At 64.7% G+C, this 26,918-nt stretch carries 23 protein-coding genes; 17 read left to right on the top strand and 6 right to left on the bottom strand.

Features of this window, described 5'->3' with window-relative positions; all coding sequences use genetic code 11:
- Positions 1-111 precede the first annotated feature (111 nt).
- Both hrcA and RBB42_RS02550 read left to right on the top strand, forming a co-directional pair.
- Positions 112-1,176 carry a heat-inducible transcriptional repressor HrcA gene (gene hrcA / locus RBB42_RS02555; protein WP_305970027.1) on the top strand — a complete coding sequence of 355 codons (1,065 nt, stop codon included), beginning with the start codon at positions 112-114 and terminating at the stop codon, positions 1,174-1,176.
- Positions 1,177-1,187: 11 nt separating this feature from the next.
- Positions 1,188-1,751, top strand: a complete 564-nt coding sequence (locus RBB42_RS02550; protein WP_305970026.1) for a nucleotide exchange factor GrpE — start codon at positions 1,188-1,190, stop codon at positions 1,749-1,751.
- Positions 1,752-1,888: 137 nt separating this feature from the next.
- On the opposite strand, the gene mutS is transcribed toward RBB42_RS02550, so the two are convergent.
- Positions 1,889-4,504 carry a DNA mismatch repair protein MutS gene (mutS, locus tag RBB42_RS02545; protein ID WP_305970075.1) on the bottom strand — a complete coding sequence of 872 codons (2,616 nt, stop codon included), beginning with the start codon at positions 4,502-4,504 and terminating at the stop codon, positions 1,889-1,891.
- 137 nt (positions 4,505-4,641) lie between these two features.
- Here mutS and RBB42_RS02540 point away from each other — a divergent pair, with 137 nt between their 5' ends.
- The gene (locus RBB42_RS02540; protein ID WP_305970025.1) at positions 4,642-6,897 is read left to right on the top strand and encodes an NADP-dependent malic enzyme; all 2,256 of its coding nucleotides are present in this window, start codon (positions 4,642-4,644) and stop codon (positions 6,895-6,897) included.
- Between the two features lie 49 nt (positions 6,898-6,946).
- Positions 6,947-7,819, top strand: coding sequence for a ribokinase (locus RBB42_RS02535; RefSeq protein WP_305970024.1), 873 nt, complete (start codon positions 6,947-6,949; stop codon positions 7,817-7,819).
- 125 nt (positions 7,820-7,944) lie between these two features.
- Here the strand turns inward: RBB42_RS02535 and msrA are convergent, their stop codons facing one another.
- Positions 7,945-8,595 carry a peptide-methionine (S)-S-oxide reductase MsrA gene (msrA, locus tag RBB42_RS02530; RefSeq protein ID WP_305970023.1) on the bottom strand — a complete coding sequence of 217 codons (651 nt, stop codon included), beginning with the start codon at positions 8,593-8,595 and terminating at the stop codon, positions 7,945-7,947.
- 205 nt (positions 8,596-8,800) lie between these two features.
- Between msrA and RBB42_RS02525 the strand changes: the two genes are divergently transcribed.
- The gene (locus tag RBB42_RS02525; protein WP_305970022.1) at positions 8,801-9,214 is read left to right on the top strand and encodes a DUF7282 domain-containing protein; all 414 of its coding nucleotides are present in this window, start codon (positions 8,801-8,803) and stop codon (positions 9,212-9,214) included.
- A 139-nt stretch (positions 9,215-9,353) separates the two neighbouring features.
- On the opposite strand, the gene RBB42_RS02520 is transcribed toward RBB42_RS02525, so the two are convergent.
- Entirely contained in the window at positions 9,354-9,779 is a 426-nt protein-coding gene (locus RBB42_RS02520; protein ID WP_305970021.1) for a DUF1810 domain-containing protein, read from the bottom strand.
- Positions 9,772-10,995, bottom strand: coding sequence for an argininosuccinate synthase (locus tag RBB42_RS02515; RefSeq protein WP_305970020.1), 1,224 nt, complete (start codon positions 10,993-10,995; stop codon positions 9,772-9,774). Before RBB42_RS02515 ends, RBB42_RS02520 begins: the two co-directional genes overlap by 8 nt.
- A gap of 122 nt (positions 10,996-11,117) precedes the next feature.
- On the opposite strand from RBB42_RS02515, the gene RBB42_RS02510 reads away from it, so the two are divergent.
- From RBB42_RS02510 to RBB42_RS02500, 3 genes are read left to right on the top strand one after another with little or no spacing between them, the layout of a single operon-like run.
- Positions 11,118-11,861 carry a hypothetical protein gene (locus RBB42_RS02510; protein ID WP_305970019.1) on the top strand — a complete coding sequence of 248 codons (744 nt, stop codon included), beginning with the start codon at positions 11,118-11,120 and terminating at the stop codon, positions 11,859-11,861.
- A gap of 36 nt (positions 11,862-11,897) precedes the next feature.
- The gene (ilvA, locus tag RBB42_RS02505) at positions 11,898-13,124 is read left to right on the top strand and encodes a threonine ammonia-lyase IlvA (RefSeq protein WP_305970018.1); all 1,227 of its coding nucleotides are present in this window, start codon (positions 11,898-11,900) and stop codon (positions 13,122-13,124) included.
- On the top strand, positions 13,124-13,933 hold the full coding sequence (locus tag RBB42_RS02500; protein WP_305970017.1) for an SDR family NAD(P)-dependent oxidoreductase: 810 nt from the start codon (positions 13,124-13,126) through the stop codon (positions 13,931-13,933). Before ilvA ends, RBB42_RS02500 begins: the two co-directional genes overlap by 1 nt.
- Positions 13,934-13,956: 23 nt before the next feature.
- Here RBB42_RS02500 and RBB42_RS02495 read toward each other — a convergent pair whose 3' ends face one another.
- Positions 13,957-14,292 carry an Hpt domain-containing protein gene (locus RBB42_RS02495; RefSeq protein ID WP_305970016.1) on the bottom strand — a complete coding sequence of 112 codons (336 nt, stop codon included), beginning with the start codon at positions 14,290-14,292 and terminating at the stop codon, positions 13,957-13,959.
- A 211-nt stretch (positions 14,293-14,503) separates the two neighbouring features.
- On the opposite strand from RBB42_RS02495, the gene RBB42_RS02490 reads away from it, so the two are divergent.
- Positions 14,504-15,784: a PP2C family protein-serine/threonine phosphatase gene (locus RBB42_RS02490; RefSeq protein WP_306043593.1), complete on the top strand. Its 1,281-nt coding sequence runs from the start codon at positions 14,504-14,506 to the stop codon at positions 15,782-15,784.
- Here RBB42_RS02490 and RBB42_RS02485 read toward each other — a convergent pair.
- Positions 15,765-16,226 carry an NUDIX domain-containing protein gene (locus tag RBB42_RS02485; RefSeq protein WP_305970014.1) on the bottom strand — a complete coding sequence of 154 codons (462 nt, stop codon included), beginning with the start codon at positions 16,224-16,226 and terminating at the stop codon, positions 15,765-15,767. The genes RBB42_RS02490 and RBB42_RS02485 overlap by 20 nt on opposite strands.
- 78 nt (positions 16,227-16,304) lie before the next feature.
- On the opposite strand from RBB42_RS02485, the gene hslO reads away from it, so the two are divergent.
- The 8 genes from hslO to RBB42_RS02445 all read left to right on the top strand — a co-directional run bounded on the left by hslO (position 16,305) and on the right by RBB42_RS02445 (position 26,894).
- A complete protein-coding gene (hslO, locus tag RBB42_RS02480; RefSeq protein ID WP_305970013.1) occupies positions 16,305-17,303 on the top strand; it encodes an Hsp33 family molecular chaperone HslO in 999 nt (332 codons plus the stop codon).
- Positions 17,300-17,902: a CoA pyrophosphatase gene (locus RBB42_RS02475; protein WP_305970012.1), complete on the top strand. Its 603-nt coding sequence runs from the start codon at positions 17,300-17,302 to the stop codon at positions 17,900-17,902. The genes hslO and RBB42_RS02475 overlap by 4 nt, the downstream gene beginning before the upstream one ends.
- Positions 17,899-19,062, top strand: a complete 1,164-nt coding sequence (locus tag RBB42_RS02470; RefSeq protein ID WP_305970011.1) for a CCA tRNA nucleotidyltransferase — start codon at positions 17,899-17,901, stop codon at positions 19,060-19,062. Before RBB42_RS02475 ends, RBB42_RS02470 begins: the two co-directional genes overlap by 4 nt.
- Positions 19,063-19,236: 174 nt before the next feature.
- On the top strand, positions 19,237-21,081 hold the full coding sequence (locus tag RBB42_RS02465) for an ABC transporter ATP-binding protein (RefSeq protein WP_305970010.1): 1,845 nt from the start codon (positions 19,237-19,239) through the stop codon (positions 21,079-21,081).
- Positions 21,081-22,943, top strand: coding sequence for an ABC transporter ATP-binding protein (locus RBB42_RS02460; protein WP_305970009.1), 1,863 nt, complete (start codon positions 21,081-21,083; stop codon positions 22,941-22,943). The genes RBB42_RS02465 and RBB42_RS02460 overlap by 1 nt, the downstream gene beginning before the upstream one ends.
- Complete coding sequence (locus tag RBB42_RS02455; protein ID WP_305970008.1) at positions 22,940-24,772, top strand: ABC transporter ATP-binding protein; 1,833 nt, start codon at positions 22,940-22,942, stop codon at positions 24,770-24,772. The genes RBB42_RS02460 and RBB42_RS02455 overlap by 4 nt, the downstream gene beginning before the upstream one ends.
- A 75-nt stretch (positions 24,773-24,847) precedes the next feature.
- Positions 24,848-26,077: a class I SAM-dependent RNA methyltransferase gene (locus RBB42_RS02450; RefSeq protein WP_305970007.1), complete on the top strand. Its 1,230-nt coding sequence runs from the start codon at positions 24,848-24,850 to the stop codon at positions 26,075-26,077.
- Positions 26,078-26,081: 4 nt separating this feature from the next.
- Positions 26,082-26,894: an ion transporter gene (locus tag RBB42_RS02445; protein ID WP_305970006.1), complete on the top strand. Its 813-nt coding sequence runs from the start codon at positions 26,082-26,084 to the stop codon at positions 26,892-26,894.
- Positions 26,895-26,918: the final 24 nt, after the last annotated feature.

Here is a 26,918-nt window from a genome sequence, read left to right as displayed (position 1 = left end):
GATATCCCTTCCTGATGGTCACGCAGGGGATAGACAGCGGCAGCCCATGGATGCAACCCCGATTGACGTTCTGGCCAGAGGCTCTTTAATGGCGCCGTAGAGGGCAAGAAGATGAATGAGGCACGCGAACTCCTGTCCCAGATGAACGACCGCTCGCGCGAGGTTTTTCGGCGTGTGGTCGAGGGATACCTGGCCAGCGGCGAACCGGTGGGCTCGCGCACGCTGACCCGTACCCTGTCGGAAAAGGTCTCGGCCGCGACCATCCGCAACGTGATGCAGGACCTGGAATATCTTGGCTTGCTGGACAGCCCGCATGTATCCGCCGGGCGTATCCCGACGCAGCAGGGCCTGCGGATGTTCGTCGATGGTCTGCTGGAGGTCCGCGACCTCGACGACCAGGACCGGGAAAAGCTGGATGCCACGCTGGGGCGCAACGCCGGCGATGTCTCGGGCCTGCTGGATGCGGTGGGCTCGGCCCTGTCGGGTGTGACGCATGGCGCCTCGCTGGTGTTGACGCCGAAGCACGAGGCGCCGCTGAAACATATCGAGTTTGTCAGCCTGGCGCAGGACCGGGCTCTGGTGGTGATCGTCTTTGCCGATGGTCACGTCGAAAACCGTGTCTTCACGCCGCCGCCGGGGCTGACCCCCAGCGCCATGCGGGAGGCGGCGAATTTCACCAATGCTCTGGCCGAGGGCCGCACCCTGACCGAGTTGCGCAAGGCGATGCAGGCCGAGATTTCCAAGCGCCGTCAGGAAATCGACAGCCTTGCCGCCGCGCTGATCGATGCCGGGATCGCGGTCTGGGATGGCAGCGGCGACAGCAGCGAACGATTGATCGTGCGCGGCCGGGCGAATCTGCTCGAAGAGGATTCCGCGCAGGAGGAACTTGAGCGAATCCGGAGCCTGTTTGACGACCTCGAGCGCAAGCGCGACATCGCCGAGTTCCTCGAACTGACCGACGAAGGCGAAGGGGTGCGCATTTTTATCGGCTCCGAGAACAAACTTTTCTCACTTTCGGGTTCCTCTCTGGTGGTCTCTCCTTATATGAACGCGGACCGAAAGATCATTGGCGCGGTGGGCGTGATCGGCCCGACCCGGTTGAACTATGGCCGGATCGTTCCGATCGTGGACTACACGGCGCAGCTGGTCGGGCGGATGATCGCCGACCGGAGTTAGAGGTGGAAGGCATGGCAGACCCGAAGAAGGATGATTTTCTCGACGATATCGAAGCGGCCGAAGCCGAGGAGCAGGCCGGGTTGAGCGAGGAAATCGACGATATCGCGATGGAAATTGACGCCCTGCGCGCCGAGCGGGACGACTACAAGGACAAGTTCATGCGGGCGCTGGCGGATGCGGAAAACGCCCGCAAGCGCGCCGACAAGGACCGGCGCGAGGCACAGGCCTACGGCGGCACCCGGATCGCGCGCGACCTGTTGCCGGTCTACGACAACCTCAACCGGGCCCTGACGGCGGCCCAGGATGATGACAGCCAGGCCTCGGTTGCGTTGGTCGAAGGCGTGGAACTGACGCTGAAAGAGCTGCTCAAGGTGTTCGAGCGCCACGGCGTGACCCGGATCACCCCCGAGGTTGGTGAGCGGTTCGACCCGCAACAGCACGAGGCCATGTTCGAGGCCCCGGTGCCCGGCACCAAGGCGGGTGAGATCATCCAGGTCTCTGCCGAGGGGTTCATGCTGTACGACCGTCTGTTGCGTCCCGCGCAGGTCGGCGTCAGCTCGATGCCCGCATCCTGAAAACAGGTGATTGGCGGGGTGACCCTCGCCCTATGCCCTGATCAGATGCCTTGCAGGTGGCACAGGCTGGGGGGCCAGCCCCCCAGACCCCCCGGAGGTATTTTCGGAGAGAAGAAACAGGGCGCGCGGGAAAGGTGTCATTCCTTGCCCAGCAGCGCCTTGAGCTCATAGAGCGCGTTCATTGCCTGACGCGGGCTCATGTCGTCCAGCATCATGTCGCGCAATTGTTCCTCGACCGGGGATGTTTCCCGTGAAACCGGCGGTTCCGGTGCGCGGGCGGCGGCAGAGAACAACGGAAGATCGTCGATCAGCGCCTTGGGGGAAGTGCGTTCCCGCTCGCCCTTTTCCAGCGCCTCCAGAACGTCGCGCGCGCGGGAGATGACCGCCGCAGGCAAGCCGGCCAGTTGTGCGACCTGCACGCCGTAGGAACGGTCGGCGGCGCCCTCGTGCACCTCGTGCAGGAATATCACCTCGCCATCCCATTCCTTGACCGCCACCGTGGCATTGCGGACCCCGTCCAGCTTGCCCGCCAGGGCGGTAAGCTCATGATAATGCGTGGCAAAGAGCCCGCGGACGCGGTTGACCGCCTGCAGGTGTTCCAGCGTTGCCCAGGCGATGGACAAGCCGTCGTAGGTGGCTGTGCCGCGGCCGATCTCATCAAGGATCACCAGGGCGCACTCGTCAGCCTGGTTCAGGATGGTGGCCGTTTCGACCATTTCCACCATGAAGGTCGATCGCCCGCGCGCCAGATCGTCGCTGGCGCCGACGCGGCTGAAGATCTGGCTGACCAGACCGACATGCGCCGATTGTGCCGGAACGTAGGACCCGATCTGCGCCAGGAGGGCGATCAGCGCGTTCTGCCGCAGGTATGTCGACTTACCGGCCATGTTCGGCCCGGTCAGCAGGGTGACGGCGGCCCCCTGCCCCTCTGCGCTCAGATTGCAGTCATTGGCGATGAAGGGTTCGCCGGTCACGGCCAAGGCGGCCTCGACCACCGGGTGCCGCCCACCCTGAACCGCAAAGGCCCGGCTGTCATCGACCTTTGGCAGGCACCAGTCCCGTTGCCGGGCCAGTTCCGCCAGGGCCAGCGCCAGGTCGATCTCGGCCAGGCCCAGTGCCAGGTCGGACAGCGTGGGCGCCTGCTCCATGATCTCTGCCCGCAACTCCTCGTAGATGCGGCGCTCGATTTCCAGCGCCTCGGTGCCGGCGTTCAGGATCCGGCGTTCGAGTTCCGACAGTTCGACGGTGGTGAACCGCACCTGGTTTGCCGTCGTCTGGCGGTGGATGAAACGCTCTGACAGGGCGAACATCTTGTCCGCGTGCACCGCGGTCGTCTCGATGAAGTACCCCAGCACGTTGTTGTGCTTGATCTTGAGCGAGCCGACACCGGTTTCCTGCGCGTATTCCCCCTGCATCCGGGCGATGACGCCCCTGCCCTCGTCACGCAGCTTGCGTGCCTCGTCCAACGCGGCGTCGAACCCCGGCGCCACAAAGCCGCCGTCACTGACCCGCAGGCCCGGTTCCGCCACCAGTGCCTCGTCCAGCCTGTCCAGCAGCGCATCCTGCCCCGACAGGGCGGCGCAGGACCGCCCCACGAGGTCCGGCAGTTCGATTCCCGACAGCCGGTCCGCGATCTGCCCGGCCTGGGCCAGCGCTGTGCGCACGGCTGCCAGGTCGCGCGGGCCGCCCCGGTCCAGTCCCAACCGCGACAGTGCGCGGTCGATGTCGGGCACCTCTTTCAAGGCGCCGCGCAGCGTGTCGGCCATCGGTCCCTCCACGCCCCAGCGCACTGCCTCCAGCCGTTCTCGGATCACGTCGAGATCGCGTGAGGGAGAGGCGACGCGCCGTTCCAGCAGCCGTGCCCCGGCCGAGGTCACGGTCATGTCGATCACCGACAGGAGCGATCCCTTGCGCCCGCCTTGCAGGCTCTCGGTCAGTTCGAGATTGCGCCGCGTGGCGGCGTCGATCTGAAGGATGCGGCTGACCTGTTCCTGCCGTGGCGGGCGCAGCAGCGGCAGGCGGCCCTTCTGGGTGATGTCGAGGTAGTCGACCAGCGCGCCCATCGCCGACAGTTCCGCCCTGTCGAAACTGCCAAAGCCGGTCAGGGTCTGCACCTTGAACAGCTTGCACAGCCGCCCTTCGGCAGCGCCGGATTCAAAGCTGGCCGCGCCCAGCACCGTGGGGTCGATCCCGAGGTCACCCAGCACCTCGCGCAGGGTGTCCTCTGTCGTGTCGGAACACAGCAGTTCCGAGGGCGCCAGCCGCGCAAGTTCGGCGCCAATCCGCGCCCTGCCCAGGGGCATCACGTGAAACGCCCCGGTCGAGATATCCGCCCAGGCCAGGGCCCAGTCGCCGCGGACGTGGCCCAGGGCAGCCAGGAAGTTGTGCCGCCGCGCCTCCAGCAGCGAATCCTCGATCAGCGTGCCCGGCGTGACCAGCCGCACCACGTCGCGCTTGACCACGGATTTCGAGCCGCGCTTTTTCGCCTCTTCCGGGGTTTCCATCTGTTCGCCCACGGCGACGCGGAATCCCTTGCGGATCAGGGTCAGCAGGTAGCTTTCGGCGGAATGCACCGGCACACCGCACATCGGGATATCCTCACCCGCGTGTTTGCCGCGTTTGGTCAGGGCGATATCCAGCGCGGCGCTGGCCGCAACCGCGTCGTCGAAGAACAGTTCGTAGAAATCCCCCATGCGGTAGAACAACAGCGCATCGGGATGGTTTGACTTGATCTCGAGGTACTGCGCCATCATCGGTGTGACAGCAGTATCCCGTGGTGTACTCTTTCCCGCGTTGTTAGCGCTCACTTAGCTTCCCCCCGGCGATTTCGCGTGACATTAAGACGGGTAAAGAGCGGGGAAAACCGCAAATTCTGCCGGATGGAGGGGACATGTCCAAAGCCAGATTCACCCGCGAAGAGGCCCTTGCCTTTCACCTTGAACCCTCGCCCGGCAAATGGGAGGTGCAGGCCACCGTCCCCATGACCACGCAGCGCGACCTGAGCCTGGCCTATTCCCCTGGCGTGGCCGTGCCCTGCGAGGAAATCGCCGCCAACCCCGAGGTCGCCTACGACTATACCAACAAGGGCAACCTTGTGGCCGTGATCTCGAACGGGACGGCGGTGCTTGGTCTTGGAAACCTCGGCGCGCTGGGATCCAAGCCGGTGATGGAAGGCAAGTCGGTGTTGTTCAAGCGTTTTGCCGACGTGAACTCGATCGACATCGAGCTGGACACCGAGGACCCGGACGAGTTCTGCAAGGCGGTCAAGCTGATGGGGCCGACCTTTGGCGGCATCAACCTCGAGGATATCAAGGCGCCCGAGTGTTTCATCATCGAGCAGCGGCTCAAGGAAGAGATGGACATCCCGGTCTTTCACGACGACCAGCACGGCACGGCGGTGATCTGTGCCGCGGGTCTGATCAACGCGCTGCACCTGTCGGGGAAAAAGATCGAGGATTGCCGGATTGTCCTGAACGGCGCCGGCGCGGCGGGCATCGCCTGCCTGGAACTGGTCAAGTCGATGGGCGCGCGGCATGAAAACTGCATCATGTGCGACACCAAGGGCGTGATCTACCAGGGCCGCACCGAGGGCATGAATCAGTGGAAATCGGCGCATGCGGTCGTGACCGATGCGCGCACGCTGGAAGATGCGATGAAGGGCGCGGATGTCTTTCTGGGCGTGTCCGCCAAGGGCGCCGTCACGCAGGACATGGTCGCCAGCATGGCCGACAACCCGGTGATCTTTGCCATGGCCAACCCCGACCCGGAAATCACGCCAGAGGACGCGCATGAGGTGCGGGTGGATGCCATCGTCGCCACCGGGCGCAGCGACTATCCCAACCAGGTCAACAACGTGCTGGGCTTTCCCTATCTCTTCCGTGGGGCGCTGGATATTCACGCCCGCGCCATCAACGACGAGATGAAGATCGCCTGCGCGCAGGCCCTGGCCGAACTGGCGCGCGAGGACGTACCCGACGAGGTGGCGCTGGCCTATGGCAAGACGCTGACCTTTGGCCGCGACTACATCATTCCGACGCCGTTCGACCCCCGCCTGATCCACCGCATTCCGCCGGCCGTGGCCAAGGCGGGCATGGACACGGGCGCGGCACGGCGGCCCATCGTCGACATGGAAGCCTACGAGCACATGTTGCAGACGCGCATGGATCCGACGGCCTCGATCCTGCGGTCGATCAACGCGCGGGCGCGGTCGGCGCAGGCGCGGATGATCTTTGCCGAGGGCGACGATCCGCGCGTGCTGCGCGCCGCCGTCATGTACCAGCGGTCCGGACTGGGCAAGGCGCTGGTCGTCGGGCGCGATGCGGACGTTAAACAGAAACTCGAAGAGGCGGGCCTGCCCGATGCGGTGCGCGAGCTGGAGGTAGTGAACGCCGCCAACACGCGCCACCTGGAAACCTACAAGACCTTCCTCTACGAACGGTTGCAGCGGCGTGGCATGGACCGGCAGGACATCCACCGGCTTGCGGCGCGGGACCGGCACGTTTTTGCCTCGCTGATGCTGGAGCATGGGCATGGCGATGGGCTTGTCACCGGAGCGACGCGAAAATCGGCCCATGTGATGCAGTTGATCAACCACGTCTTCGACGCCGACGCGGCACATGGGGCGGCCGGGGTCACGGCCCTGTTGCACAAGGGGCGGATCGTGATGATCGCCGATACGCTGGTGCACGAATGGCCCGACCAGGAGGATCTTGCCACCATTGCCGAACGCGCGGCGGGCGTGGCACGGCACCTTGGGCTGGAGCCGCGGGTCGCCTTTGTCAGCTTCTCGACCTTCGGCTATCCGGTGTCGGAACGGGCGGAAAAGATGCACTTTGCGCCGCGCGTTCTGGACCAGCGCGGGGTGAACTTCGAATACGAAGGCGAGATGACAGTGGACGTGGCGCTGAACGTCAAGGCACAGGAGCATTACCCGTTCCAGCGCCTGACCGGACCGGCCAATATCCTGGTGGTGCCGGCGCGGCACTCGGCCTCGATCTCTGTCAAGCTGATGCAGGAGATGGCAGGAGCCACGGTGATCGGGCCGATCCTGGCCGGTGTCGACAAGTCGATCCAGATCTGTTCCACCTCGATGACCGCGAATGACATCCTGAACATGGCAGTCCTGGCCGCGGCCAAGATCAGCTAGACGGACAGGGGGCGGTTGCCCGGCAAGAGACCGGCAAGGGAGGTGCCTGATGACGATCTTCAATCTCGGCTCTATCAACGCGGACCTTTTCTATCATGTCCCGCATCTGCCTGCGCCGGGGGAAACCCTGGCCGCGCGGTCCTTTACTCGGGGCCTCGGCGGAAAAGGCGCCAACATGTCGGTGGCCGCCGCCCGCGCGGCGGCGCGCTGTGTGCATATCGGGGCAGTGGGCGCGGACGGGGCCTGGGCGGTCGATCGGCTGATGGAATACGGCGTGTATACACAGCATATTTCGACTGTATCCGACGGAACCGGAAACGCGTTGATTGCCGTCGACGATGCCGGAGAGAACACGATCATCCTGTATCCCGGTGCCAACCACGCAATTTCAATGGATCATCTGGCCGAAGCACTGGAAGGGGCAGGGTCCACGGACATCTTCCTGACCCAGAACGAGACGAACGCCCAACGCGAGGCGGCGGAACTGGCCTCTGCCAAGGGGATGCGGGTGGCCTATGCGGCCGCGCCCTTTGACGCCGATGCGGTAAAGGCGGTCTTGCCACTGCTGGACCTGTTGTTCCTGAACGCGGTCGAAGCCCGGCAACTGCAAGAGGCAACGGGCCTGGCCCCCGAGGCGCTGCCGGTACGCGACGTGATCGTGACGCTTGGGGGTGACGGCGCGCGCTGGCACAACACGGACACCGGAGAGACGCGAAGCTTTCCCGCCGTGCCGGTCACGCCGGTGGATACGACCGGGGCAGGGGACACATTTACCGGCTACGTGCTTGCCGGGCTGGACCGGGGTCTTCCGATGGAGCAGGCCATCGGGCAGGCAATGATCGCCGGGGCTATCATGGTCACGCGCGAGGGCACGGCGGACGTGATCCCCGACCTGCGCGACGTGCAGGACTTTGGCGGCTAAGGCGCAAAGCCAACCCCTGTCAGCCTCGACACACCGGTGGCACGGATCTGCACTGCGATCCGCTTCGGGCCTTGTCACGCGTCATGTGAGCGGAAGGAAAGCGCCGCCCTTGCAGGTTCGGGGCCTCAGTTCACGAAGGGTGCGGCACTGCCCCAAAGCTGTTTCACCCGGGCGTCGCGTCCGCATCCGTCGCGATAGCGTTTGTAGGCGTCGCGCTGCTTGACGATACCAAAGCGGGTCACGACGCGTTTGCTGCCCTTGTAATAGTCCTGGTGGTAATCCTCGGCCTTGTAAAAGGTGTTGGCGGGCAGGATCGGCGTGACGATCTTTCGGCCCAGTGCTTTTTCCGCATCTGCCTTGGCCGCTGTTGCGGCAGATTTCTGTGCGGCATCGGTGTAGAAAATCGCGGTGCGATAGCTTTCGCCACGGTCACAGAACTGGCCGCCCGCGTCGGTCGGATCGACCGAGCGGAAGAACAGATCGTAAAGTTGGCGGGCGGAGACTGTGCCGGGATTGAAACTGATCCTGACGGCCTCGTAGTGGCCGGTGCCGCCGCGGCTGACCTGCTTGTAGGTCGGATTGGCGGTGCGCCCGCCTGTGTAGCCGGACACCGCCTCACGCACCCCGCGGACTTTCTCGAAATCCGCCTCGACGCACCAGAAACAGCCGCCGGCCACGATGATCTCGGCCGCGCGGGCGGTCTGGGACTGGATGCCCAGGCCAAGCGCAAGAACAAGGCAGAGCAGGGCGGGACGGATGGATACAAGACGGGGCATGGCGGGTCCTCCTTTTGGCAAAGCCTGCCCCGGTGCCCCCCTGCCTGGCAATCCGCCGTGGCTCGGCCTCACCCGAAGGTGAGCGTGACGTGATTTTTGGCAAAAAATTCATCCGATCTGAAACTTTATCAGAGACGGTTCGTGATTGAGGGCACGACACGCCGAAAAAACCTTTCCGGCGTTGAGCAGAACTGGGAGAAAATGTATGAATTTCAAGATTATGACCGCCGCCCTCATTTGTGCCGCAGGCACTGCCTTTGCCGGGGGCCACGGCATGGCGCCGATGGTCGAAGCCGCCGACCAGAGCGTTGCCGAGGGCACAGTTTCCGCCTCCAAGGTCGTCGCGCCCGCCAACGGCTGGCTTGTTGTCCACCGCACCGGCGAAGACATGAAGCCGGGTCCGGTTGTCGGCCACGCGCCGCTGCGCAAGGGCGAGAACATGGATGTTGCCGCGATCCTGACCGAAGAGGTCGCCGCGGGTGACATGTTGATGCTGATGGTTCACGGCGAAGACGGTGGCATGACCACCGGTATCTTCGAATACACGCTGGGCGCCAAGGAAGACGGCCCGATCCGTCAGGACGGGAACCTGGTGATGACGACGATCACCGCCCAGTAAAGAGTTCGGCCGGGTCACCCCGTCTCTACCCGACCCGGCGCCTGTCGCAGGTTACGCGGCAGGCACGTGCCTGCGTAATTGGCACGGTGAACGGCCGCCCAGGTCCCGGTTTCCCGGATCTGGGCGGTCTTCATATGTTTCAGGATACAGATCCCGCGATGGCCATGCGCGTGATCGGACAACGGGTGCCGCCATACATGCGGTCCAGAACCTCGGCAAAGACACTGGGCGCCTTTGGGACCGCCTCGAACAGGGTCATGCAGGACCGCACCTTGAGCGCATCGACGGTGCCAAGGATCGTTTCTGGATCGGTGTCGGCATGGCTCAGCAGGATCTGCGAGACCTCGACCAGCCGGGGACCAAGCACCGGATGGTCGAGGTAGGTGCCGGCCTCATCCAGTCCGGAAAGGCCGAAATGCCGCGCGCGGTGCGACCGGCCCAGGATGGCCAGTTGCGGAAAGACCCACCAGATCCAGTGCGAAGTCTTGCGCCCCGCGCGCATCTCGCGCAGCACGTCGTCCCAGACCGGGGCCTGGGACGAGACGAACTCGGATAGCTCAGCCAAGACGCCGCTTGCGTGCCGCCAGCAGGCGCAGGCGCAGGGCGTTGAGGGTGATGAAGCCCGCAGCGTCTTTCTGGTCGTAGGCGCCGGCGTCATCTTCGAAGGTCACATGCGCCTCGGAGTAGAGCGACTGTTCCGACCAGCGGCCGATGCAGCGGACCGAACCCTTGTAGAGTTTCAGTTTGACGGTGCCCGAGACCAGTTCCTGCGAGGTGTCGATGGCCGCCTGCAGCATCTCGCGTTCGGGCGAATACCAGAAGCCGTTGTAGATCAGTTCCGCGTAGCGCGGCATCAGGCTGTCCTTGAGGTGGCCCGCGCCGCTGTCCAGCGTGATCTGTTCGATGCCGCGGTGCGCCTCCAGCAGGATGGTGCCGCCGGGGGTTTCGTAGATGCCGCGGGACTTCATGCCGACAAAACGGTTCTCGACAAAATCGAGCCGCCCGATGCCGTGGGTGCGGCCATAGTCGTTCAGCGCGGTCAGGATCGTCGCCGGCGACATGGCCTCGCCGTTGATTGCCACGGCATCGCCCTTGTCAAAGGTGATCTCGATCACTTCGGGCGTGTCGGGGGCGTCCTCGGGGTTCACGGTGCGCAGGTGGACGTACTCGGGCGCCTCTTCGGCGGGATCTTCCAGCACGCGGCCCTCGGAAGAGGTGTGCAGCAGGTTCGCATCGACAGAAAAGGGTGCCTCGCCACGCTTGTCCTTGGCGATCGGGATCTGGTTCTTTTCGGCGAAGTCCAGCAGCGCGGTGCGCGAGTTCAGGTTCCATTCGCGCCAGGGCGCGATCACCTTGATGTCGGGGTTCAGCGCAGCCGCGCTGAGTTCGAAGCGCACCTGGTCATTGCCCTTGCCGGTGGCGCCGTGGGCCACGGCGTCGGCGCCGGTTTCCTCGGCGATCTCGACCAGCCGCTTGGAGATCAGCGGGCGGGCGATGGAGGTGCCCAGCAGGTAGAGCCCCTCGTAGACGGCGTTGGCGCGGAACATCGGAAAGACGAAATCCCGCACGAATTCCTCGCGCACGTCCTCGATGTAGATGTTCTCGGGCTTGATCCCCAGCATCAGCGCCTTTTCGCGCGCGGGCTCCAGCTCTTCGCCCTGGCCCAGGTCCGCGGTGAAGGTCACCACTTCGCAGCCGTATTCCGTTTGCAGCCATTTCAGGATGATCGAGGTGTCGAGGCCGCCGGAATAGGCGAGCACAACTTTCTTGGGCGCTGTCATGGATCATGTCCTCTGGGGCAGTTTGGCGGGCGGATTAGCCTGTTTTCAAGGGGCCTGCAAGGAAGGGGGATTGACGGGTCGACCGGGCATGATAGCCCTTTGCCACCGAAGGGGAGAGCAATATGAAGGGTTGGCGCCTGTTTCGCCACGCATTTCGCATGGTCTGGAACAACCTGAACACCGCGCTGAAGGTGACAGGACTGTTGTTTGCGATACAAATGGTGCCGCAGATCTGGCTGATGTCACAGACCGACCAGAACAACCTGGATGCCAGCGTGGACGTCGCGATGGGCGGGTCGCTTCTGTTCTTGCTCTGGGCGATCGTGGCGCTGGTTGCCGGGATCTGGATGGCGGTGGCGTGGCACCGATACGTGCTGACCGGCGAACAATCCGGCACCTGGCTGCCAATCTGGCGTCCGCGGCTTGTGCTTGGCTACCTGGGCCGGACCATCCTGCTGGGCCTTCTGAGCATCCTGGCCTTTGTCGTGCTGGGCATTCCGCTGGGCTTCATCATTGCCTTTCTGCCGCTGCTGATGCTGCCGGCGATGGTGGTCTACCTTGCCTTTGGGCTTTTCGTGTTTTTCCGCCTGTCGCTGATCCTGCCCGCAGTCGCGATGGAGAAACGGATGAAGCTTCTTGCGTCCTGGGATGCCACGGGGACCGACGCCGGCGCGGTTCTGGGCTTGTCCGCGATTGTCGCCGTCGTCGTTGCGATGCTGATGTTCGTATCAATGATCTTTGCCGCCATTTCACCGTTCCTGGGAATGGTGTGGACGATCGGTTCTGGCTGGCTCTTCAGCCTTGTGTCGATCACTTGCATGACCACGCTCTACGGCGTGTATGTCGAAGGGCGCGACATTCCCTGACTTGCGTCGGCGCGGGGCTTGGGTCACTTCTGGACCATGACCAGTTTCCAGGACCAGGCCCGCGCCGCCGAGGCCGCCATGCGCGACGTCTTTCCGCCGACGCCGCTGTTGCGCAATGCCCATCTATCCGAACGGTTCGGCGCCGAGGTGCTGCTGAAACGCGAGGATCTCAGCCCGGTGCGCAGTTACAAGCTGCGCGGGGCGTTCAATGCCATGCGCAAGGCCGAGGGCGAGATCCTGTTCGTCTGCGCCTCTGCCGGCAACCACGCGCAGGGTGTGGCCTACATGTGCCGTCACTTCGGGGTGCAGGGCGTGATCTTCATGCCCGTGACGACGCCACAGCAGAAGATCCAGAAGACGCGGATGTTCGGCGGCGACAGTATCGAGATCCGCCTGGTCGGGGATTATTTCGACGATTGCCTGAAGGCGGCGCAGGCATTCTGCGCGCAGGAAGGCGGGCATTTCCTGTCGCCCTTCGACGATGACGACGTGATCGAGGGGCAGGCCAGTGTCGCGGTCGAGATCGAACAGCAGCTGGGGCGCGCACCCGACCATCTGGTGATCCCGGTGGGCGGCGGGGGGTTGTCCTCGGGTGTGCTCAGCTATTTCGGCAATTCGGTGCAATATACCTTTGTCGAACCTTCCGGCGGGGCCTGCCTGCGCGCGGCGCTGCAGGCCGGGCGCCCCGTCGCCTTGCCGCAGGTCAACACCTTTGCCGATGGCGCCGCCGTGGCACGGATCGGCGCGCGGACCTTTGACCGGCTCAAGGGCGTGGGCCTTGCCAACACGCTGACCATCAACGAGGACAGGCTGTGTCTGACCATCCTGGAAATGCTGAACGTCGAGGGGATCGTTCTGGAACCGGCCGGCGCCCTGTCGGTCGATGCGCTGCAGGACCTGGGGCAGGGGATCTCCGGGCGGACCGTGGTCTGCATCACCTCGGGCGGGAATTTCGATTTCGAACGCCTGCCAGAGGTCAAGGAACGCGGGCAGCGCTATTCCGGGGTGAAGAAGTATTTCATCCTGCGCCTGCCGCAGCGGCCCGGCGCGCTCAAGGATTTCCTGGGTTTGCTCGGTCCCGAAGATGACATCGCGCGCTTTGAATACCTCAAGAAATCGGCGCGCAACTTCGGCTCTGTCCTGATCGGGATCGAAACCTCGTCACCCGAGAATTTCGCCAAGCTCTTCGGCCAACTGGATTCGCATGGGTTTACCTACCAGGACATCACCGAGGACGAGATCCTCGCCCAGTTCGTGATCTGATGTTTGCCGGGCGGCGTATTCTGCTGACCGGTGCTGCGCAGGGGATCGGCCTTGCGTTGGCCCGGGCCCTGGCGGCCGAAGACGCGCGGCTGTTTCTGACGGACAGGGCGGGTTCGGATCTGGACGATGTTGCGCGGGATTTGGGCGCAGGGACCTTTGCCGCCGATCTGCGCGACCCCGGGCAGATCGAAGCGCTGGTGTCCGGCGCGCAGGACGCGCTGGGCGGGGTCGACATGCTGATCTCGAACGCAGGGTTTGCGCGGGGCGCGATGGAGGGACCCTGCAGCGCCCCCGACGACCAGTGGCAGGACAGCTGGGACCTGCATGTCATGGCACATCTGCGCGCCGCGCGGCTTGTCCTGCCCCAGATGCGGGACCGGGGCGAGGGCTGGCTGATCAATGTCGCCTCGGCGGCAGGGTTGTTGTCGCAGATCGGCGATGCCCCCTATTCGGCCAGCAAACACGCCGCCGTCAGCCTGGCGCAATCCCTGGCGATCGAACATGGCGACGAGGGTATCCATGTCTCTGTCGTCTGTCCGCTTTACGTCGCCACGCCGCTTTTGGGCTACGAGGCTGGCGAAGAGGACAGGCCCGTGGGCGTCCTGACACCCGAGGAGGTTGCGGACCGGGTCTTACAGGGAATGAGAGAACAGCGTTTCCTGATCCTGCCGCATCCCGAGGCCGCGGAGTTTGCCCGGCGCCGTGCGGCAGATATGGACCGTTGGATAGAAGGAATGCATCGGTTGCGGCGCGAGGCCTTTTCCGATGGCACGCCGCGTGACCTGTCAGAGCTGCACCGCCTGATCTGAGCGGACCGGATCAATTTCGCCTGTCAGGCGGCCAGCCGGCCGGGCAGATCCTGTTCGAACTTGCGGCGCGATACTTCGAAGGTTTGTCGCACCTGCGCAGGGCTGACCGCCTCCGGATCGTTCGATGCGGCGGATTTCTCACCCTTCAGGCACAGTTGGGCCAGGTCGGCGAACCCCAAGTTCAGCGATGCGCCCTTGAGGAAGTGCATCTGTTCCTCTGTCACCACCGGATTGCCCTCGCTTTTTTCCAACGCGACGATGGCGGTTTCGACCTCGTCCAGAAACAGCTCGACCACCTCGGCGAAATCCTCGGCGCCGATTTCTTCCACCAATTCGTCGACACGCGACCAATCAATCATTTCCCGACCTCCTGCGACATGCACCCCTTGGTTGCGGAGCGGCGAAAGAGGCCGTGGCCCCTTTGTGTGCCCTGTGTATGCGGAGCAGGTAAAGGCAGCCTTTCCGTTCCTGCCGCTGCGGGGAGGGAATGTGGGACATTTTATCTTTCAGGTCCCGTTAAGGAACTGACCTTAGAACCCGCTGCATTGGAAACGCCAGCAGGGGCATGATTTGCAGACCCAAAGCACCAGTATCCCGTCCGGGCTGACAGGCGCTATTCAGCGCGTGCTGGTGGTCGATGACAGCCGCGCCCAGTTGAAGATGGTCGAAACCATGGTCCGCCGCTGGGGGTACGAGGTGATGACCGCGGATTCCGGGCACCGGGCGCTGGAAATCGTGCGCAACACGCCGCCCGATCTGATCCTGTCAGATTGGATGATGCCGGGCATGACGGGTTTGGAATTCTGCCGTCATTTCAGGGCCCTGTCGCAGAACGGCTATGGCTATTTCATCCTGCTCACCTCGAAAAGCGAAAAGGGCGACATTGCCAAGGGACTGGACGCGGGCGCCGATGATTTCCTGACCAAGCCGGTCAATGCCCACGAGCTGCGCGCCCGGATCACGGCGGGCGAACGTATCGTGTCGATGGAAAGGCAGTTGTCGGAAAAGAACCGCCAGGTCTCTGACGCGTTGGAGGAACTGCGCGAGATCCACACGGCGATAGACAACGACCTGCGCCAGGCGCGCACGATCCAGCAATCGCTGGTGCCCGAACGCATCTGCGAAGTGCTGACCTCACGCGTCAGCCTGCTGCTGCGGCCCTGCGGCCATGTCGGCGGCGATCTGGTGGGCCTGTTCAAGCCGGGATTCGGGCGGCTGGGTCTCTACAGTATCGATGTCTCCGGCCACGGCATCACCTCGGCGATGGTGACGGCGCGCGTGGCGGGGTATCTCTCGTCGACATTCCCGGAACAGAATGTCGCGCTGGAACGCCGGTTCGAGCGTTTCTACGCCATGCGCGAACCGGCAGAGACGGCACAGATGCTGAACCAGCGTCTGGCGGCCGATCCGGGGGTCGAGGAATACCTGACGATGGCCTATGTGGCCGCCGATCTTGCCTCGGGGCGGATGCGGATGGTCCAGGCCGGGCATTCGCCGCCGCTCTTGCTGCGGGCGGACGGCAGCCATGATTTCATCGGGAATGGCGGGCTGCCCATCGGGCTGGTCAACGAGGTCAGCTATGACCAGCATGAGTTCCAGCTACAGTCCGGGGACCGCCTGCTGCTTTACTCCGACGGTTTCACCGAAGCGGTGATGAAGAACGGCGAGATGCTAGGTGACGATGGCCTGGTCGAGATCTTTCGCGAAAGCGCCCGCTATGGCAGCGGGCCCGACCTGCTGGAAGACATGTTCTGGCGCCTGACCCAGCAGATGGAAAGTGCCGCCAAGCTGGGCGACGATGTCTCTGCTGCGCTGCTGGAATTCGACGTGCTCAGGGACGCCAGGCCCTGACGTCCCGCAGGCAGAATTGCCGGACAAAACCGCTGTCACCACGATTGCCAAGCTCTTGGACCGCCACGTCGGGGCTGCGCCAGATCGCGGTGTGTCCGGCCTCTATCGGGGGGCCATGCGGGCGGACGGGCTGCGCCATGTAGATCACGCACAGCTTTTCCGCCCAGAGGTCATATTCCGGCATGAAGGTGAACCGCCGAAAGGCGCCCAGCCTGCGGGGCCGGGCGATTCGCCAGCCGGTTTCCTCGAACACCTCGCGGTGCAGGGCTGACAGCGGATGTTCCCCCGGGTCGATCCCGCCACCGGGCAGCTGCACCTCTGGTCCCGGATCAGCCTGCAGGGTCAGCAACAGGCGCCCGTTGCGGGGCAGGATCGCATAGACACCGGGCCGCAGCGTGTAGCGCCGCCCGGGTTCCGGCGGCGTCCCGATCCTGGGTGTCATCCCTGGCCCCCTTTGCGTCCGGGTTCATTCCTCTTATATGGACGCGATATGCCAGCCAAAGGCAGACAAGGAAACCCCATGAGCATCGGCAACAAACTCGCCTGGGACGACACCGTCCTGCCCTTTCAGCTTGACCGTTCGGACATGCGTGGCCGGGTCGCCCGGCTTGACGGCGTGCTGTCGGGCGTTCTGAAACAGCACGACTATCCCGCCCCGGTCGAAGCACTGGTGGCCGAAATGGCGCTGCTGACCGCGCTGATCGGCCAAACCATCAAGCTGCGCTGGAAACTGTCGCTGCAGGTGCAGACGAACGGTCCGGTGCGGATGATCGCCACCGACTATTTCGGCCCCGAGGAAGAGGGCCAGCCTGCGCGCATCCGCGCCTACGCCAGTTTCGACCGCGACCGTATCACCGACGCGCCGCCGTTCCAGCAGCTGGGCACCGGTTACTTCGCGATCCTGATCGACCAGGGCCAGGGCATGCAGCCCTATCAGGGCATCACGCCCATCGCGGGCAGCAGCCTGTCGGATTGTGCCGCCGCCTATTTCGCCCAGTCCGAACAGCTGCCGACCACCTTTGCCCTGTCCTATGGCCGGTCGACCGAACCGGGCGTGGCCGAACACTGGCGCGCGGGCGGGATCATGCTGCAGCACATGCCCAAGGCCTCGCCCTTTGCCAGTGGCGAGGGTGGGTCCGGCGAAGAAGGGCTGTTGCAGGCCGAGGATCTGCTCAGCGGTGACAACGAGGAAAACTGGACCCGGGTGAACAGCCACCTGCACACGCTGGAGGAAATGGAACTGATCGGCCCGACCGTGCCGCCGACCGAGCTGCTGCTGCGCCTGTTCCACGAGGAACAGCCGCGCGTCTACGATACGCAGCCGGTCAGGTTCGGATGTACCTGCTCGGAGGACCGCGTGCGCCAGAGCCTGTCGATCTACTCGGCCCGGGACATCGAAAAGATGACCACGGACGAGGGACTGGTGACGGCGGATTGCCAGTTCTGCGGCGCGCATTACACGCTGGACCCGGCCACGGTCGGGTTCGAGGCCGGCGATTCCGACGACAAGGCCCAATGAGACGCACTGAACAGGAAGCGCTGCTGCGCCGGGCGCCGGATGCGCCAGGCGCGCCCTCGTCGGATTTCGACCTGAATCCCAAGGTTGTCCTGCCCGAAGGCCGCAAGCTGCGCCCGGCGGGTGTGCTGGCGGCCTTTCGCCCCGGCGCAGATGGATTGGACCTGATCCTGACCAAGCGGTCCAGCCGGTTGAAACACCATCCCGGCCAGATCGCCTTTCCCGGGGGCAAGGTCGATCCGGGCGATGCCGACGAGGTGGCCGCCGCCCTGCGCGAGGCGCATGAGGAAGTGGCGCTGGATCCGGGTCAGGTCGAGGTGCTGGGCACGCTGCCGCCGCATGAGACGGTGACCGGCTTCGTGGTGACGCCGGCCATCGGTCTGGTGCATGGTGACTTCACCCCGGTTCCAGAACCCGGTGAGGTCGAAGAGGTGTTCACCGTGCCCTACGCCCATGTCACGGACCCGGAACGCTATTCCGTGCAATGGCGTCGCTGGCGCGGGCAGCGGCGGCTGTATTACACGGTGCCCTATGGGCCCTATTACATCTGGGGTGCGACGGCGCGGATGCTGCGCGCCCTTGCCGAGCGGGTGCAGCCGTGACCCGGGTCACCGGAGACTGGCTGGAATCGCCCGCGACCCAGACGGTCATGGGCCTGCTCGAAGAGGGGGGGCACCTTGCCTACGCGGTCGGTGGCTGCGTGCGCAACGCGCTTTTGGGTGTGCCGGTCAGCGACGTGGATATTTCCACGGATGCGCGCCCGGAGCGGGTGATGGAACTCGCACGGGACGCCGGGCTCAAGGTCGTGCCCACGGGGATCGACCACGGCACCGTGACGGTGGTCGCCGATGGCGAGGGGTTCGAGGTCACGACCTTCCGTGCCGACGTGGAAACCGATGGCCGGCGGGCCGTGGTGCGCTTTGCCGATGACGTGCATGAGGACGCGGTGCGACGCGATTTCACCATGAACGCGCTTTATGCCGATCGGAGGGGCACGCTGGTCGACCCGCTGAACGGATTGCCGGACCTCGAGGCACGGCACTTCCGCTTTATCCTGGATGCCGACACCCGCATCCGCGAGGATTACCTGCGCATCCTGCGCTTTTTCCGGTTCAGTGCCTGGTACGGGGATCCCGAGGCCGGGATGGACCCCGAGGCGCTGGCCGCCATTGCTGCCAACATCGACGGGCTGGACGTGTTGTCGCGTGAGCGGGTCGGCGTGGAACTGGTCAAGCTGCTGAAGGCACCCGATCCGCTGGTGTCGGTTGCGGTGATGGAGCGGCTGAGTGTGCTGGCGCATGTCCTGCCGGGGGCTAGTATTACGGCGCTGGGTCCCTACCTGCTGCTGGAGGCGGAACAGGGCGCGGCGCCCGATCCGATGGCCCGCATGGCGGTCATGGGGTATTTCGACGGGGCGGCGTTGCGCCTGTCCCGGGCTCAACAGCGCGAACTGGACCTGTTCCACAGGCTCATGTCCGGGACCGAGGGCCCGGCAGAACTGGCTTATCGCCACGGACCAAAGGCGGCGCAGACCGTGATGATCCTGCGGGCTGCCAGCCTGGGGATGCCCGTGCCGAGCGATCTGGCGGCAGAGCTGTCGCGCGGGGCGCAGGCCAAATTTCCATTGAAAGCCAAGCACTTGATGCCAGCCTATCAAGGCGCCGCGCTGGGTGAGGCGCTGAACCGGGCCGAAGATCAGTGGATTGCGCAGGATTTCGCGCCTGATGGCCCGACCCTGCGCAACTGGCTCGACGAGGGGTGACAGGCCGGGATTTCTGGCCTAATACATGTTCGACTCATGTAATTCCCGGGAGACATGATGGTGCGTGACAGGATCCTGATCAGCTTCGCCTGAGCCGACCTGCACGCGCGGGTCGGCCAGAGGCAGCCCCGCTTTACCCTTATCATTGTCAAAATGCTCCAAGGAGCGCCCGGTATGTTCCGTTTCTTTGAAAACCTCGTCGATCCCTACGTCCCCTACACGCAAAAGGACGCCCCGCCGCAGCGCCTGCTGCCGTTCCTGATGGACTATGCCCAGCCGTTCAGGCGGCTGTTCATGCTGACCGCTTTCATGTCGGTTGTCGTGGCGGCGGTCGAGGTCGGCTTGATCTGGGCGATGGGCTGGGTGGTCGACATCCTGTCCGGCAATCCGGCCCAGGTCTGGGAGTCGCACGGCACGGCGCTGATCTGGCTGGCCATCTTCATCCTGCTGCTTCGGCCCGCGATCCAGGTGCTGGACGTGCTCTTGCTCAACAACGCGGTGATGCCGAATTTCGGGACCTTGATCCGCTGGCGGTCACATGCGCATGTGCTGCGGCAGTCGGTGGGCTGGTTCGAGAACGATTTTGCCGGACGCATCGCCAACCGCATCATGCAGACGCCCCCGGCGGCGGGCGAGGCAGTGTTCCAGGTCTTTGACGCGATCACCTTTTCGCTGGCTTACCTGGTCGGCGCGATGGTCCTGCTGGGCGATGCGGATCCGCGGCTGATGATCCCGCTGGTGGTCTGGTTCGGTCTCTATGCCGTTCTGATGCGCTGGATCATCCTGCGCGTCGGCCCGGCGTCCAAGGCGGCCTCTGACGCGCGGTCCAAGGTCACGGGCCGGGTGGTGGACAGCTATACCAACATCCATTCGGTCAAGATGTTCGCGCATCATTCGCGCGAGTTGGACTACGCCAAGGAGGCGATCGAGGACACGCGCCAGACCTTCCAGGTCGAGATGCGGCTATACACGATCATGGACCTTGCGCTGATGATCCTGAACGGCGTGCTGATCGTCGGCGTTGTCGGATGGGCGATTGCCCTGTGGATGCAGGGCGCGGCCTCGACCGGGGCCGTGGCGGCGGCCACCGCGCTGACCCTGCGGCTGAACGCCATGACCGGCTGGATCATGTGGGCGCTGACCACGTTCTTTCGCCAGCTTGGCGTCGTGGCCGAGGGGATGGAGACGATTGCCCAGCCGATCACCCTTGTGGATTCGCCGGAGGCAAAGCCGCTCAAGCTGACACAGGGCGAAATTCGTATCGAGCACCTCAGCCACCATTACGGACGCGGGACCGGCGGTCTGGACGACATATCTCTGACCATCGCACCGGGCGAAAAGATCGGCCTTGTCGGGCGATCGGGCGCGGGCAAGTCGACCCTGGTGAAACTGTTGTTGCGCTTTTACGACGTGGAACAGGGCCGGATCCTGATCGACGGGCAGGAGATTTCCTCCGTCACGCAGGACAGCCTGCGGCTGAATATCGGGATGGTCCAGCAGGACTCGGCGCTGTTGCACCGTTCGGTCCGTGACAACATCCTGTACGGGCGCCCCGACGCGACCGAGGCAGAGATGCTGGAGGCGGCGCAACAGGCACAGGCGCATGACTTCATCCTGGATCTCGAAGATCCGCAGGGGCGCACCGGCTATGACGCCCATGTGGGCGAACGCGGCGTGAAACTGTCCGGCGGCCAAAGACAGCGGGTGACGCTGGCGCGGGTGATCCTCAAGGACGCGCCGATCCTGCTGCTGGACGAGGCGACAAGCGCGCTGGACTCCGAGGTCGAGGCCGCGATCCAGGACACGCTTTACGGCATGATGCAGGGCAAGACGGTGATCGCCATCGCGCACCGCCTGTCGACCATCGCCCAGATGGACCGCATCCTGGTCATGGACGAAGGGCGGATCGCCGAAGAAGGCAGTCATGACGCGCTTTTGGCCAAGGGCGGGCTATATGCCAGTTTCTGGGCACGCCAATCGGGCGGTTTTCTTGATCCGGACACGCAGGCAGCGGAGTAATGCAGGCAATTTTCCAGAAACTGATCGCACGCGCGGGCAACATGATCGACCCGGAGCGGCAAGCCGAAGGCATGCCGCCCGACCGTCTGCGCCCCTTCATTTCATGGGCCCTGAAAGGCGGTGGCGTCATCATCTGGCTGGGCATCGCGATCTCGGTGCTGGCCGGTGTGACGGAGGTGCTGTCGATGTACCTGCTGGGCCGGGTGGTCGACGCGGTCAGCGGTCCCGTGCAGGACGGTTTCCTTTCCGATCACATGGGGTTGATTGCCTTGGCGGTCGGCATCCTGCTGGTTGCACGTCCGCTGTTGTTCGGCGGTCTGGCGCTGACTCAATCCGTGATGATCGGGCCCAACATCTTCAAGCTGGTGCTGGCGCGGCTGTACCGCTGGACCATCGGTCAGTCGGTCACCTTTTTTGACGACGATTACGCGGGCCGTATCGCGCAGAAGATGGTGCAGGCCGCGCGCTCGTTGACGGAAATCGTGATCGAGACGGTCAATGCCGTGACTTTCGGGCTGGCGACCATGATCGGCACCGCCGTGTTGCTGGCCGCGATCCACCCGGGGATGCTGGTGCTGCTGGCGGGATGGTTCGCGCTTTACCTGGCCTTTCTGCGGGTGATGCTGCCGATCATCCGCCGCCGGTCCGCCGCCCGGGCCGAGGCGCAGGCGATGGTGACGGGCCAGGTGGTCGACACGATTTCCAACATCAAGACGGTCAAGCTGTTTGCCGGCGACATGCACGAGGACCGCCGCGCGCTGGGCGCGATGGAAAGCCTGCGGGGCAAAACGCTGGATTTCGGCGAGGCGACCACGGCCTTTCGCCTTGGCCTGATCTTCATTGCCGGGATGCTGCCCGTCATCATGGTGGGCACGGCCATCGCCATGCGCAGCGCGGGCGTGTCGCCGGGCGACATCGCCGCGGTGGGCGCGGTCACGATCCGGCTGGCGCAGATGACCGGCTGGATCAGCTTCACCCTGATGGTGATCTACGGCCATGTGGGCGAGGTCGAGGACGGGATGACCACGCTCAGCGTCTCGCACGCGCTGACGGACAAGCCCGGCGCGACTGACCTGCAGGTGACAGAGGGCGAGATTATTTTTGACGATGTGCATTTCGCCTATGGCGGCAGGACCGGGGGCGTATCCGGCATCGACCTGACCATTCATCCGGGCGAAAAGCTGGCCATTGTCGGCGCCTCGGGCGCGGGCAAGTCCACGCTGCTGTCGTTGCTCTTGCGGCTATACGACAGCGAAAGCGGGCAGGTGCGGATCGACGGCACCGACGTGTCGGGCGTCACGCAGACCAGCCTTCGCAGCCAGATCGGCATGGTCACGCAGGAAACGGCCATGTTCAACCGTTCGGCGCTGGACAATATCCGCTATGGCCGCCCCGGCGCCACCGAGGCCGAGGTGATCGAGGCCGCGAAACGGGCCGAGGCGCATGAATTCATCCTGGAATTGGAGGATTTCCGTGGCCGGACCGGCTATGGCGCCTACCTGGGCGAACGCGGGGTCAAGCTGTCCGGCGGCCAGCGCCAGCGGATCGCGTTGGCCCGTGCCATCCTCAAGGATGCGCCGATCCTGGTGCTGGACGAGGCGACCAGCGCGCTGGATTCCGAGGTCGAGGCCGCCATCCAGGAGGCACTGGGCCGGGTGATGGAGGGCAAGACCGTGCTGGCCATTGCGCACCGGCTGTCGACCATTTCCAGCATGGACCGGATCGTGGTGCTGCATGAGGGCCGCATCGCCGAACAGGGCACCCATGACGAGCTGCTGGAGAAGAAGGGCCTTTATGCCCGCTACTGGGATCGGCAGTCCGGTGGGTTCCTGGGCGAGGACGCGGTGGAGGCGGCAGAATGATCCGACGCCTGCTGCCCAGGATCGACCCGTTCCAACCCGCGGACGGTGCGCCGCCGCAGGGCCTGTGGGCCTTTGCCCGCTGGGCGCTGAAGGGTGCGGAAAAGCCGATCCTGCTGGCCGTCTTCGTGACCGCGATGACCGGGGTTTCCGAACTGGTCGCAGCGCGCTTTACCGGCTGGGTGATCGACGGCGCAGAGGCCACCGGCCCGGGTGCCTTCTGGGAGCCGTTCTGGTGGTTGATCCTCTTTGGCCTGGCCTTTTTCCTGCTGATCCGCCCGCTGATCTTCGTCTTTGACGCCGGGGTTTCCGGCGTGATGCTGGGGCCGAACCTGTTTCCGATGGTCCTGCAACGGCTGAACAGCCATGTCCTTGGCCATTCGATGCGCTTCTTCGAGAACGATTTTGCCGGGCGGCTCAGCCAGAAGGCGCTGCAGGTTGCGCGCGCGCTGACCGACCTGGTGCTGGAAACCACGGATGTGGTGGTCTACGCGCTGGCGATGTTCGTAGGGGCCTTTTTCCTGCTGGGGGCGATCGACCCCTGGCTGCTGGGGGTCTTTGCGCTTTGGGCGGTGCTCTATGCGATGGCGCTGCGCTATTTCATCCCGCGGGTGCGGCGCCTGTCGGCGGCACGGGCGGGGGCGCGGACCGCCGTGACCGGGCAGATCGTCGACACCTATTCCAACATCGCCACGGTCAAGCTGTTCGCCCGCGACGATGACGAGGACGCGGCGACCCACGCGGCGCTGGATCATTACCGTGCCCGCGCGCTGGATTTTGGCGAGCTGTCGGCGGTCTTTCGCATGGTGTTGATGACGCTGGGGGGCATCCTGCCCGTGGTGTCGATCCTGGGCGCGCTCTACCTCTACAGCATCGGAACGGCGACGGCGGGCGACATCGCGGTAACGGCCATGGTCACGACCCGGCTGTCGATGCTGACCAACCGGCTGGGCCGCGTGGCCATGTCGATCTTTACCAACATCGGAGAGATGCAGGACGGGATCGGCACGTTGACGCCCGGGCACGAGATCACCAACAGGCCCGAGGCCCTGCCGCAGGCGCCGGTGGGTGAGATCCGTTTTGACAACGTGGGCTTTGCCTATGGCGGCGAGGGCCGCGCGCTGGCCGGGTTCGACCTGACCATCGCGCCGGGGGAAAAGGTGGCATTGGTGGGCGCCTCGGGCGCCGGGAAATCCACCGCCGTCTCGCTGCTGTTGCGGCTTTACGACGTCGAAAAGGGGCGCATCCTGATGGGCGGCACGGATATCCGTGACCTGACCCAGCAGGCGCTGCGGCGGCAGATCTCTGTCGTCCGCCAGGAAACCGCCATGTTCAACCGCTCGGCGCTGGAAAACATCCGTTACGGTCGCGCTGAGGCAAGCGACGAAGAGGTCTATGAGGCCGCGCGCCGTGCCTCGGCGCATGACTTCATTCTCGATCTGACGGACCACAAGGGCAATCGGGGTTATGCCGCGCGGCTGGGTGAACGGGGGGTAAAGCTCTCGGGCGGGCAGCGGCAGCGTATTGCGTTGGCTCGTGCCATCCTCAAGGACGCGCCGGTGCTGGTGCTGGACGAGGCGACCAGCGCGCTGGACAGCGAGATCGAGGCGGAAATCCAGGATGCGCTGGGCGAGGTCATGCGCGGCAAGACCGTTCTGGCCATCGCGCACCGATTGTCCACCATCGCCCAGATGGACCGGATCCTGGTGCTGGACCAGGGGCGTATCGTCGAGGAAGGCAGCCACGAGGCGCTGTTGGCGAAAGGTGGGCTATACGCCCGCTACTGGGAGCGGCAGTCCGGCGGTTTCATCGGTGCAGAGGCGGCCGAGTAACACCGGGCTCTGGCCTGTCTGGCCGGTGCCGGATAGTGAGTATTTTCAGAGAGAAGAAGCAGCAGGGGGTCGCGCATGTCGGACGGCGCGCAGGAAGTGACCATCGAGCGTCTGGGCCATCACGGCGACGGGATCGCGCCGGGCCCGATCTATGTGCCCGGTGTCCTGCCGGGTGAAGTGGTTTGTGGCGAGGTGGTCAATTCGGTCATGGCGGCGCCGCGCATCGTGACGCCCTCGGATCAGCGGGTGTCACCGCCCTGTCGGCACGCGAAATCCTGTGGCGGCTGCCAGTTGCAACATGCCGCCGACGGTTTCGTCACCGGCTGGAAGGAAGAGGTGGTGCGCCGCGCGCTGGAGGCACAGGGGCTGGGCTGTCCGATGCGCGAGACGGTGACTTCCCCTGCGCGGTCGCGGCGGCGGGCGGCGTTTTCCGTACGTCGCACCAAGAAGGGCGCCCTGGCGGGCTTTCACCAGAAGGCCTCTGACGTGATTGTCGCGGTGCCGGACTGCCAGTTGGTGACGCCCGCATTGTCGGCCGCGCTGCCGATGGTGGAAAGGCTGGCGGTGGCCGGCGCCTCGCGCAAGGGAGAGATGTCGGTCCTGGTGACCGAGAGCCTGTCGGGGCTGGATGTCATGGTGAAGGGCGGCAAGTCTGTGGATGACGCTCTGAGGGTCGAACTGGCCAATATCGCGCAGGGTGACGGGCTGGCCCGGCTGGCCTGGGACGATGAGGTGCTGACCCTGAGGCCACCGCACCAGCAATTCGGCACGGCCCTGGGGACACCGCCGCCGGGCGCCTTTCTGCAGGCGACACAGACCGGGCAGGAGGCTCTGCTGGCGGGTGTGCTGGAGGCGCTGGAGGGGGCAAAGCACGTTGCCGATCTGTTCGCAGGTTGCGGTACCTTTGCCCTGCCGCTGGCGGAAAAGGCCCGGGTGCACGCGGTCGAGGGGGACAGGGCCATGACCGCCGCGCTGGACAAGGGGTGGCGACAGGGGCAGGGGCTGCGCCATGTCACGACAGAGGTGCGCGACCTGTTCCGCAACCCTTTGCTGCCAGACGAATTGAAACGTTTTGACGGGGTGGTCATCGACCCGCCGCGCGCGGGGGCCGAGGCACAGGTAGCCGAACTGGCGCGCGCGCGGGTGCCGCGCATCGCCCATGTTTCGTGCAACCCCGTGACCTTTGCGCGCGACTGTGCGCGGCTGGTGGCGGCGGGCTATCGCCTCGACTGGGTGAGGGTGGTTGACCAGTTCCGCTGGTCCACCCATGTGGAACTGGTCGCCGCATTGCAGCTGGAGAATTGAACCCATGAGTTTTCGCGCCCGCGTCGGGGCCATCGTCGATGCGCCCCGCGTGCAGAATGCCATCATCGCCGTCATCATCCTGAACGCCGTGGTCCTGGGCATGGAGACCTCAGAGGTCCTGATGGGTCAGTACGGCCCGCTGATCATCGCGCTGGACAAGCTCTGTCTTGCGGTCTTTGTCGTCGAGATCGCGGCAAAACTGCTGGCCCGCGGGGCCGGGTTCTTTCGCAATGGCTGGAACGTCTTCGATTTCCTGATCGTGGGCATCGCGCTGGTGCCGGGCGGGCAGGGGCTGTCCGTCCTTCGGGCGCTGCGCATCCTGCGGGTGTTGCGGGTGATTTCCGTGGCGCCGCGTCTGCGCCGGGTGGTCGAGGGGTTCGTCACCGCGTTGCCGGGCATGGGCAGCGTCTTTCTGCTGATGGCGATCATCTTCTACATCGGTAGTGTCATGGCGACAAAGCTCTTTGGCGACAGTTTCCCGGACTGGTTCGGCGACCTGGGACTGTCGGCCTATTCGCTGTTCCAGATCATGACGCTGGAAAGCTGGTCGATGGGGATCGTGCGCCCGGTGATGGAGGTCTACCCCTATGCCTGGGTGTTCTTCGTGCCTTTCATAATGGTCACCACCTTTGCGGTGGTGAACCTGCTGGTCGGCCTGATCGTGAACTCGATGCAGGACGCCCACCACGAGGAGGATACGATAGCCACCGATGCCTACCGTGACGAGGTGCTGGCCCGGCTGGACGCGATTGAGCGGCGCCTGGCCGAAAGGACGGATGATGGCGAAAACGTGAGCTACGCAAAACAGGGCGACTGAGATAGACTGCCGCAAAACAAAACG

This window comes from Mameliella sp. MMSF_3455 (assembly GCF_030733205.1).
Lineage (GTDB): Bacteria > Pseudomonadota > Alphaproteobacteria > Rhodobacterales > Rhodobacteraceae > Antarctobacter.
Note: the sequence above shows the minus strand (reverse complement) of the source record. Positions and strands in the feature narration are given on the sequence as shown.

Excerpts from the sequence above, each read along its gene's own strand:
- hrcA (WP_305970027.1), top strand. The coding sequence starts at position 112 with ATGAATGAGGCACGCGAACTCCTGTCCCAGATGAACGACCGCTCGCGC.
- RBB42_RS02550 (WP_305970026.1), top strand. The coding sequence starts at position 1,188 with ATGGCAGACCCGAAGAAGGATGATTTTCTCGACGATATCGAAGCGGCC.
- mutS (WP_305970075.1), bottom strand. The coding sequence starts at position 4,504 with ATGATGGCGCAGTACCTCGAGATCAAGTCAAACCATCCCGATGCGCTG.
- RBB42_RS02540 (WP_305970025.1), top strand. The coding sequence starts at position 4,642 with ATGTCCAAAGCCAGATTCACCCGCGAAGAGGCCCTTGCCTTTCACCTT.
- RBB42_RS02535 (WP_305970024.1), top strand. The coding sequence starts at position 6,947 with ATGACGATCTTCAATCTCGGCTCTATCAACGCGGACCTTTTCTATCAT.
- msrA (WP_305970023.1), bottom strand. The coding sequence starts at position 8,595 with ATGCCCCGTCTTGTATCCATCCGTCCCGCCCTGCTCTGCCTTGTTCTT.
- RBB42_RS02525 (WP_305970022.1), top strand. The coding sequence starts at position 8,801 with ATGAATTTCAAGATTATGACCGCCGCCCTCATTTGTGCCGCAGGCACT.
- RBB42_RS02515 (WP_305970020.1), bottom strand. The coding sequence starts at position 10,995 with ATGACAGCGCCCAAGAAAGTTGTGCTCGCCTATTCCGGCGGCCTCGAC.
- RBB42_RS02510 (WP_305970019.1), top strand. The coding sequence starts at position 11,118 with ATGAAGGGTTGGCGCCTGTTTCGCCACGCATTTCGCATGGTCTGGAAC.
- ilvA (WP_305970018.1), top strand. The coding sequence starts at position 11,898 with ATGACCAGTTTCCAGGACCAGGCCCGCGCCGCCGAGGCCGCCATGCGC.
- RBB42_RS02500 (WP_305970017.1), top strand. The coding sequence starts at position 13,124 with ATGTTTGCCGGGCGGCGTATTCTGCTGACCGGTGCTGCGCAGGGGATC.
- RBB42_RS02495 (WP_305970016.1), bottom strand. The coding sequence starts at position 14,292 with ATGATTGATTGGTCGCGTGTCGACGAATTGGTGGAAGAAATCGGCGCC.
- RBB42_RS02485 (WP_305970014.1), bottom strand. The coding sequence starts at position 16,226 with ATGACACCCAGGATCGGGACGCCGCCGGAACCCGGGCGGCGCTACACG.
- hslO (WP_305970013.1), top strand. The coding sequence starts at position 16,305 with ATGAGCATCGGCAACAAACTCGCCTGGGACGACACCGTCCTGCCCTTT.
- RBB42_RS02475 (WP_305970012.1), top strand. The coding sequence starts at position 17,300 with ATGAGACGCACTGAACAGGAAGCGCTGCTGCGCCGGGCGCCGGATGCG.
- RBB42_RS02465 (WP_305970010.1), top strand. The coding sequence starts at position 19,237 with ATGTTCCGTTTCTTTGAAAACCTCGTCGATCCCTACGTCCCCTACACG.
- RBB42_RS02460 (WP_305970009.1), top strand. The coding sequence starts at position 21,081 with ATGCAGGCAATTTTCCAGAAACTGATCGCACGCGCGGGCAACATGATC.
- RBB42_RS02455 (WP_305970008.1), top strand. The coding sequence starts at position 22,940 with ATGATCCGACGCCTGCTGCCCAGGATCGACCCGTTCCAACCCGCGGAC.
- RBB42_RS02450 (WP_305970007.1), top strand. The coding sequence starts at position 24,848 with ATGTCGGACGGCGCGCAGGAAGTGACCATCGAGCGTCTGGGCCATCAC.
- RBB42_RS02445 (WP_305970006.1), top strand. The coding sequence starts at position 26,082 with ATGAGTTTTCGCGCCCGCGTCGGGGCCATCGTCGATGCGCCCCGCGTG.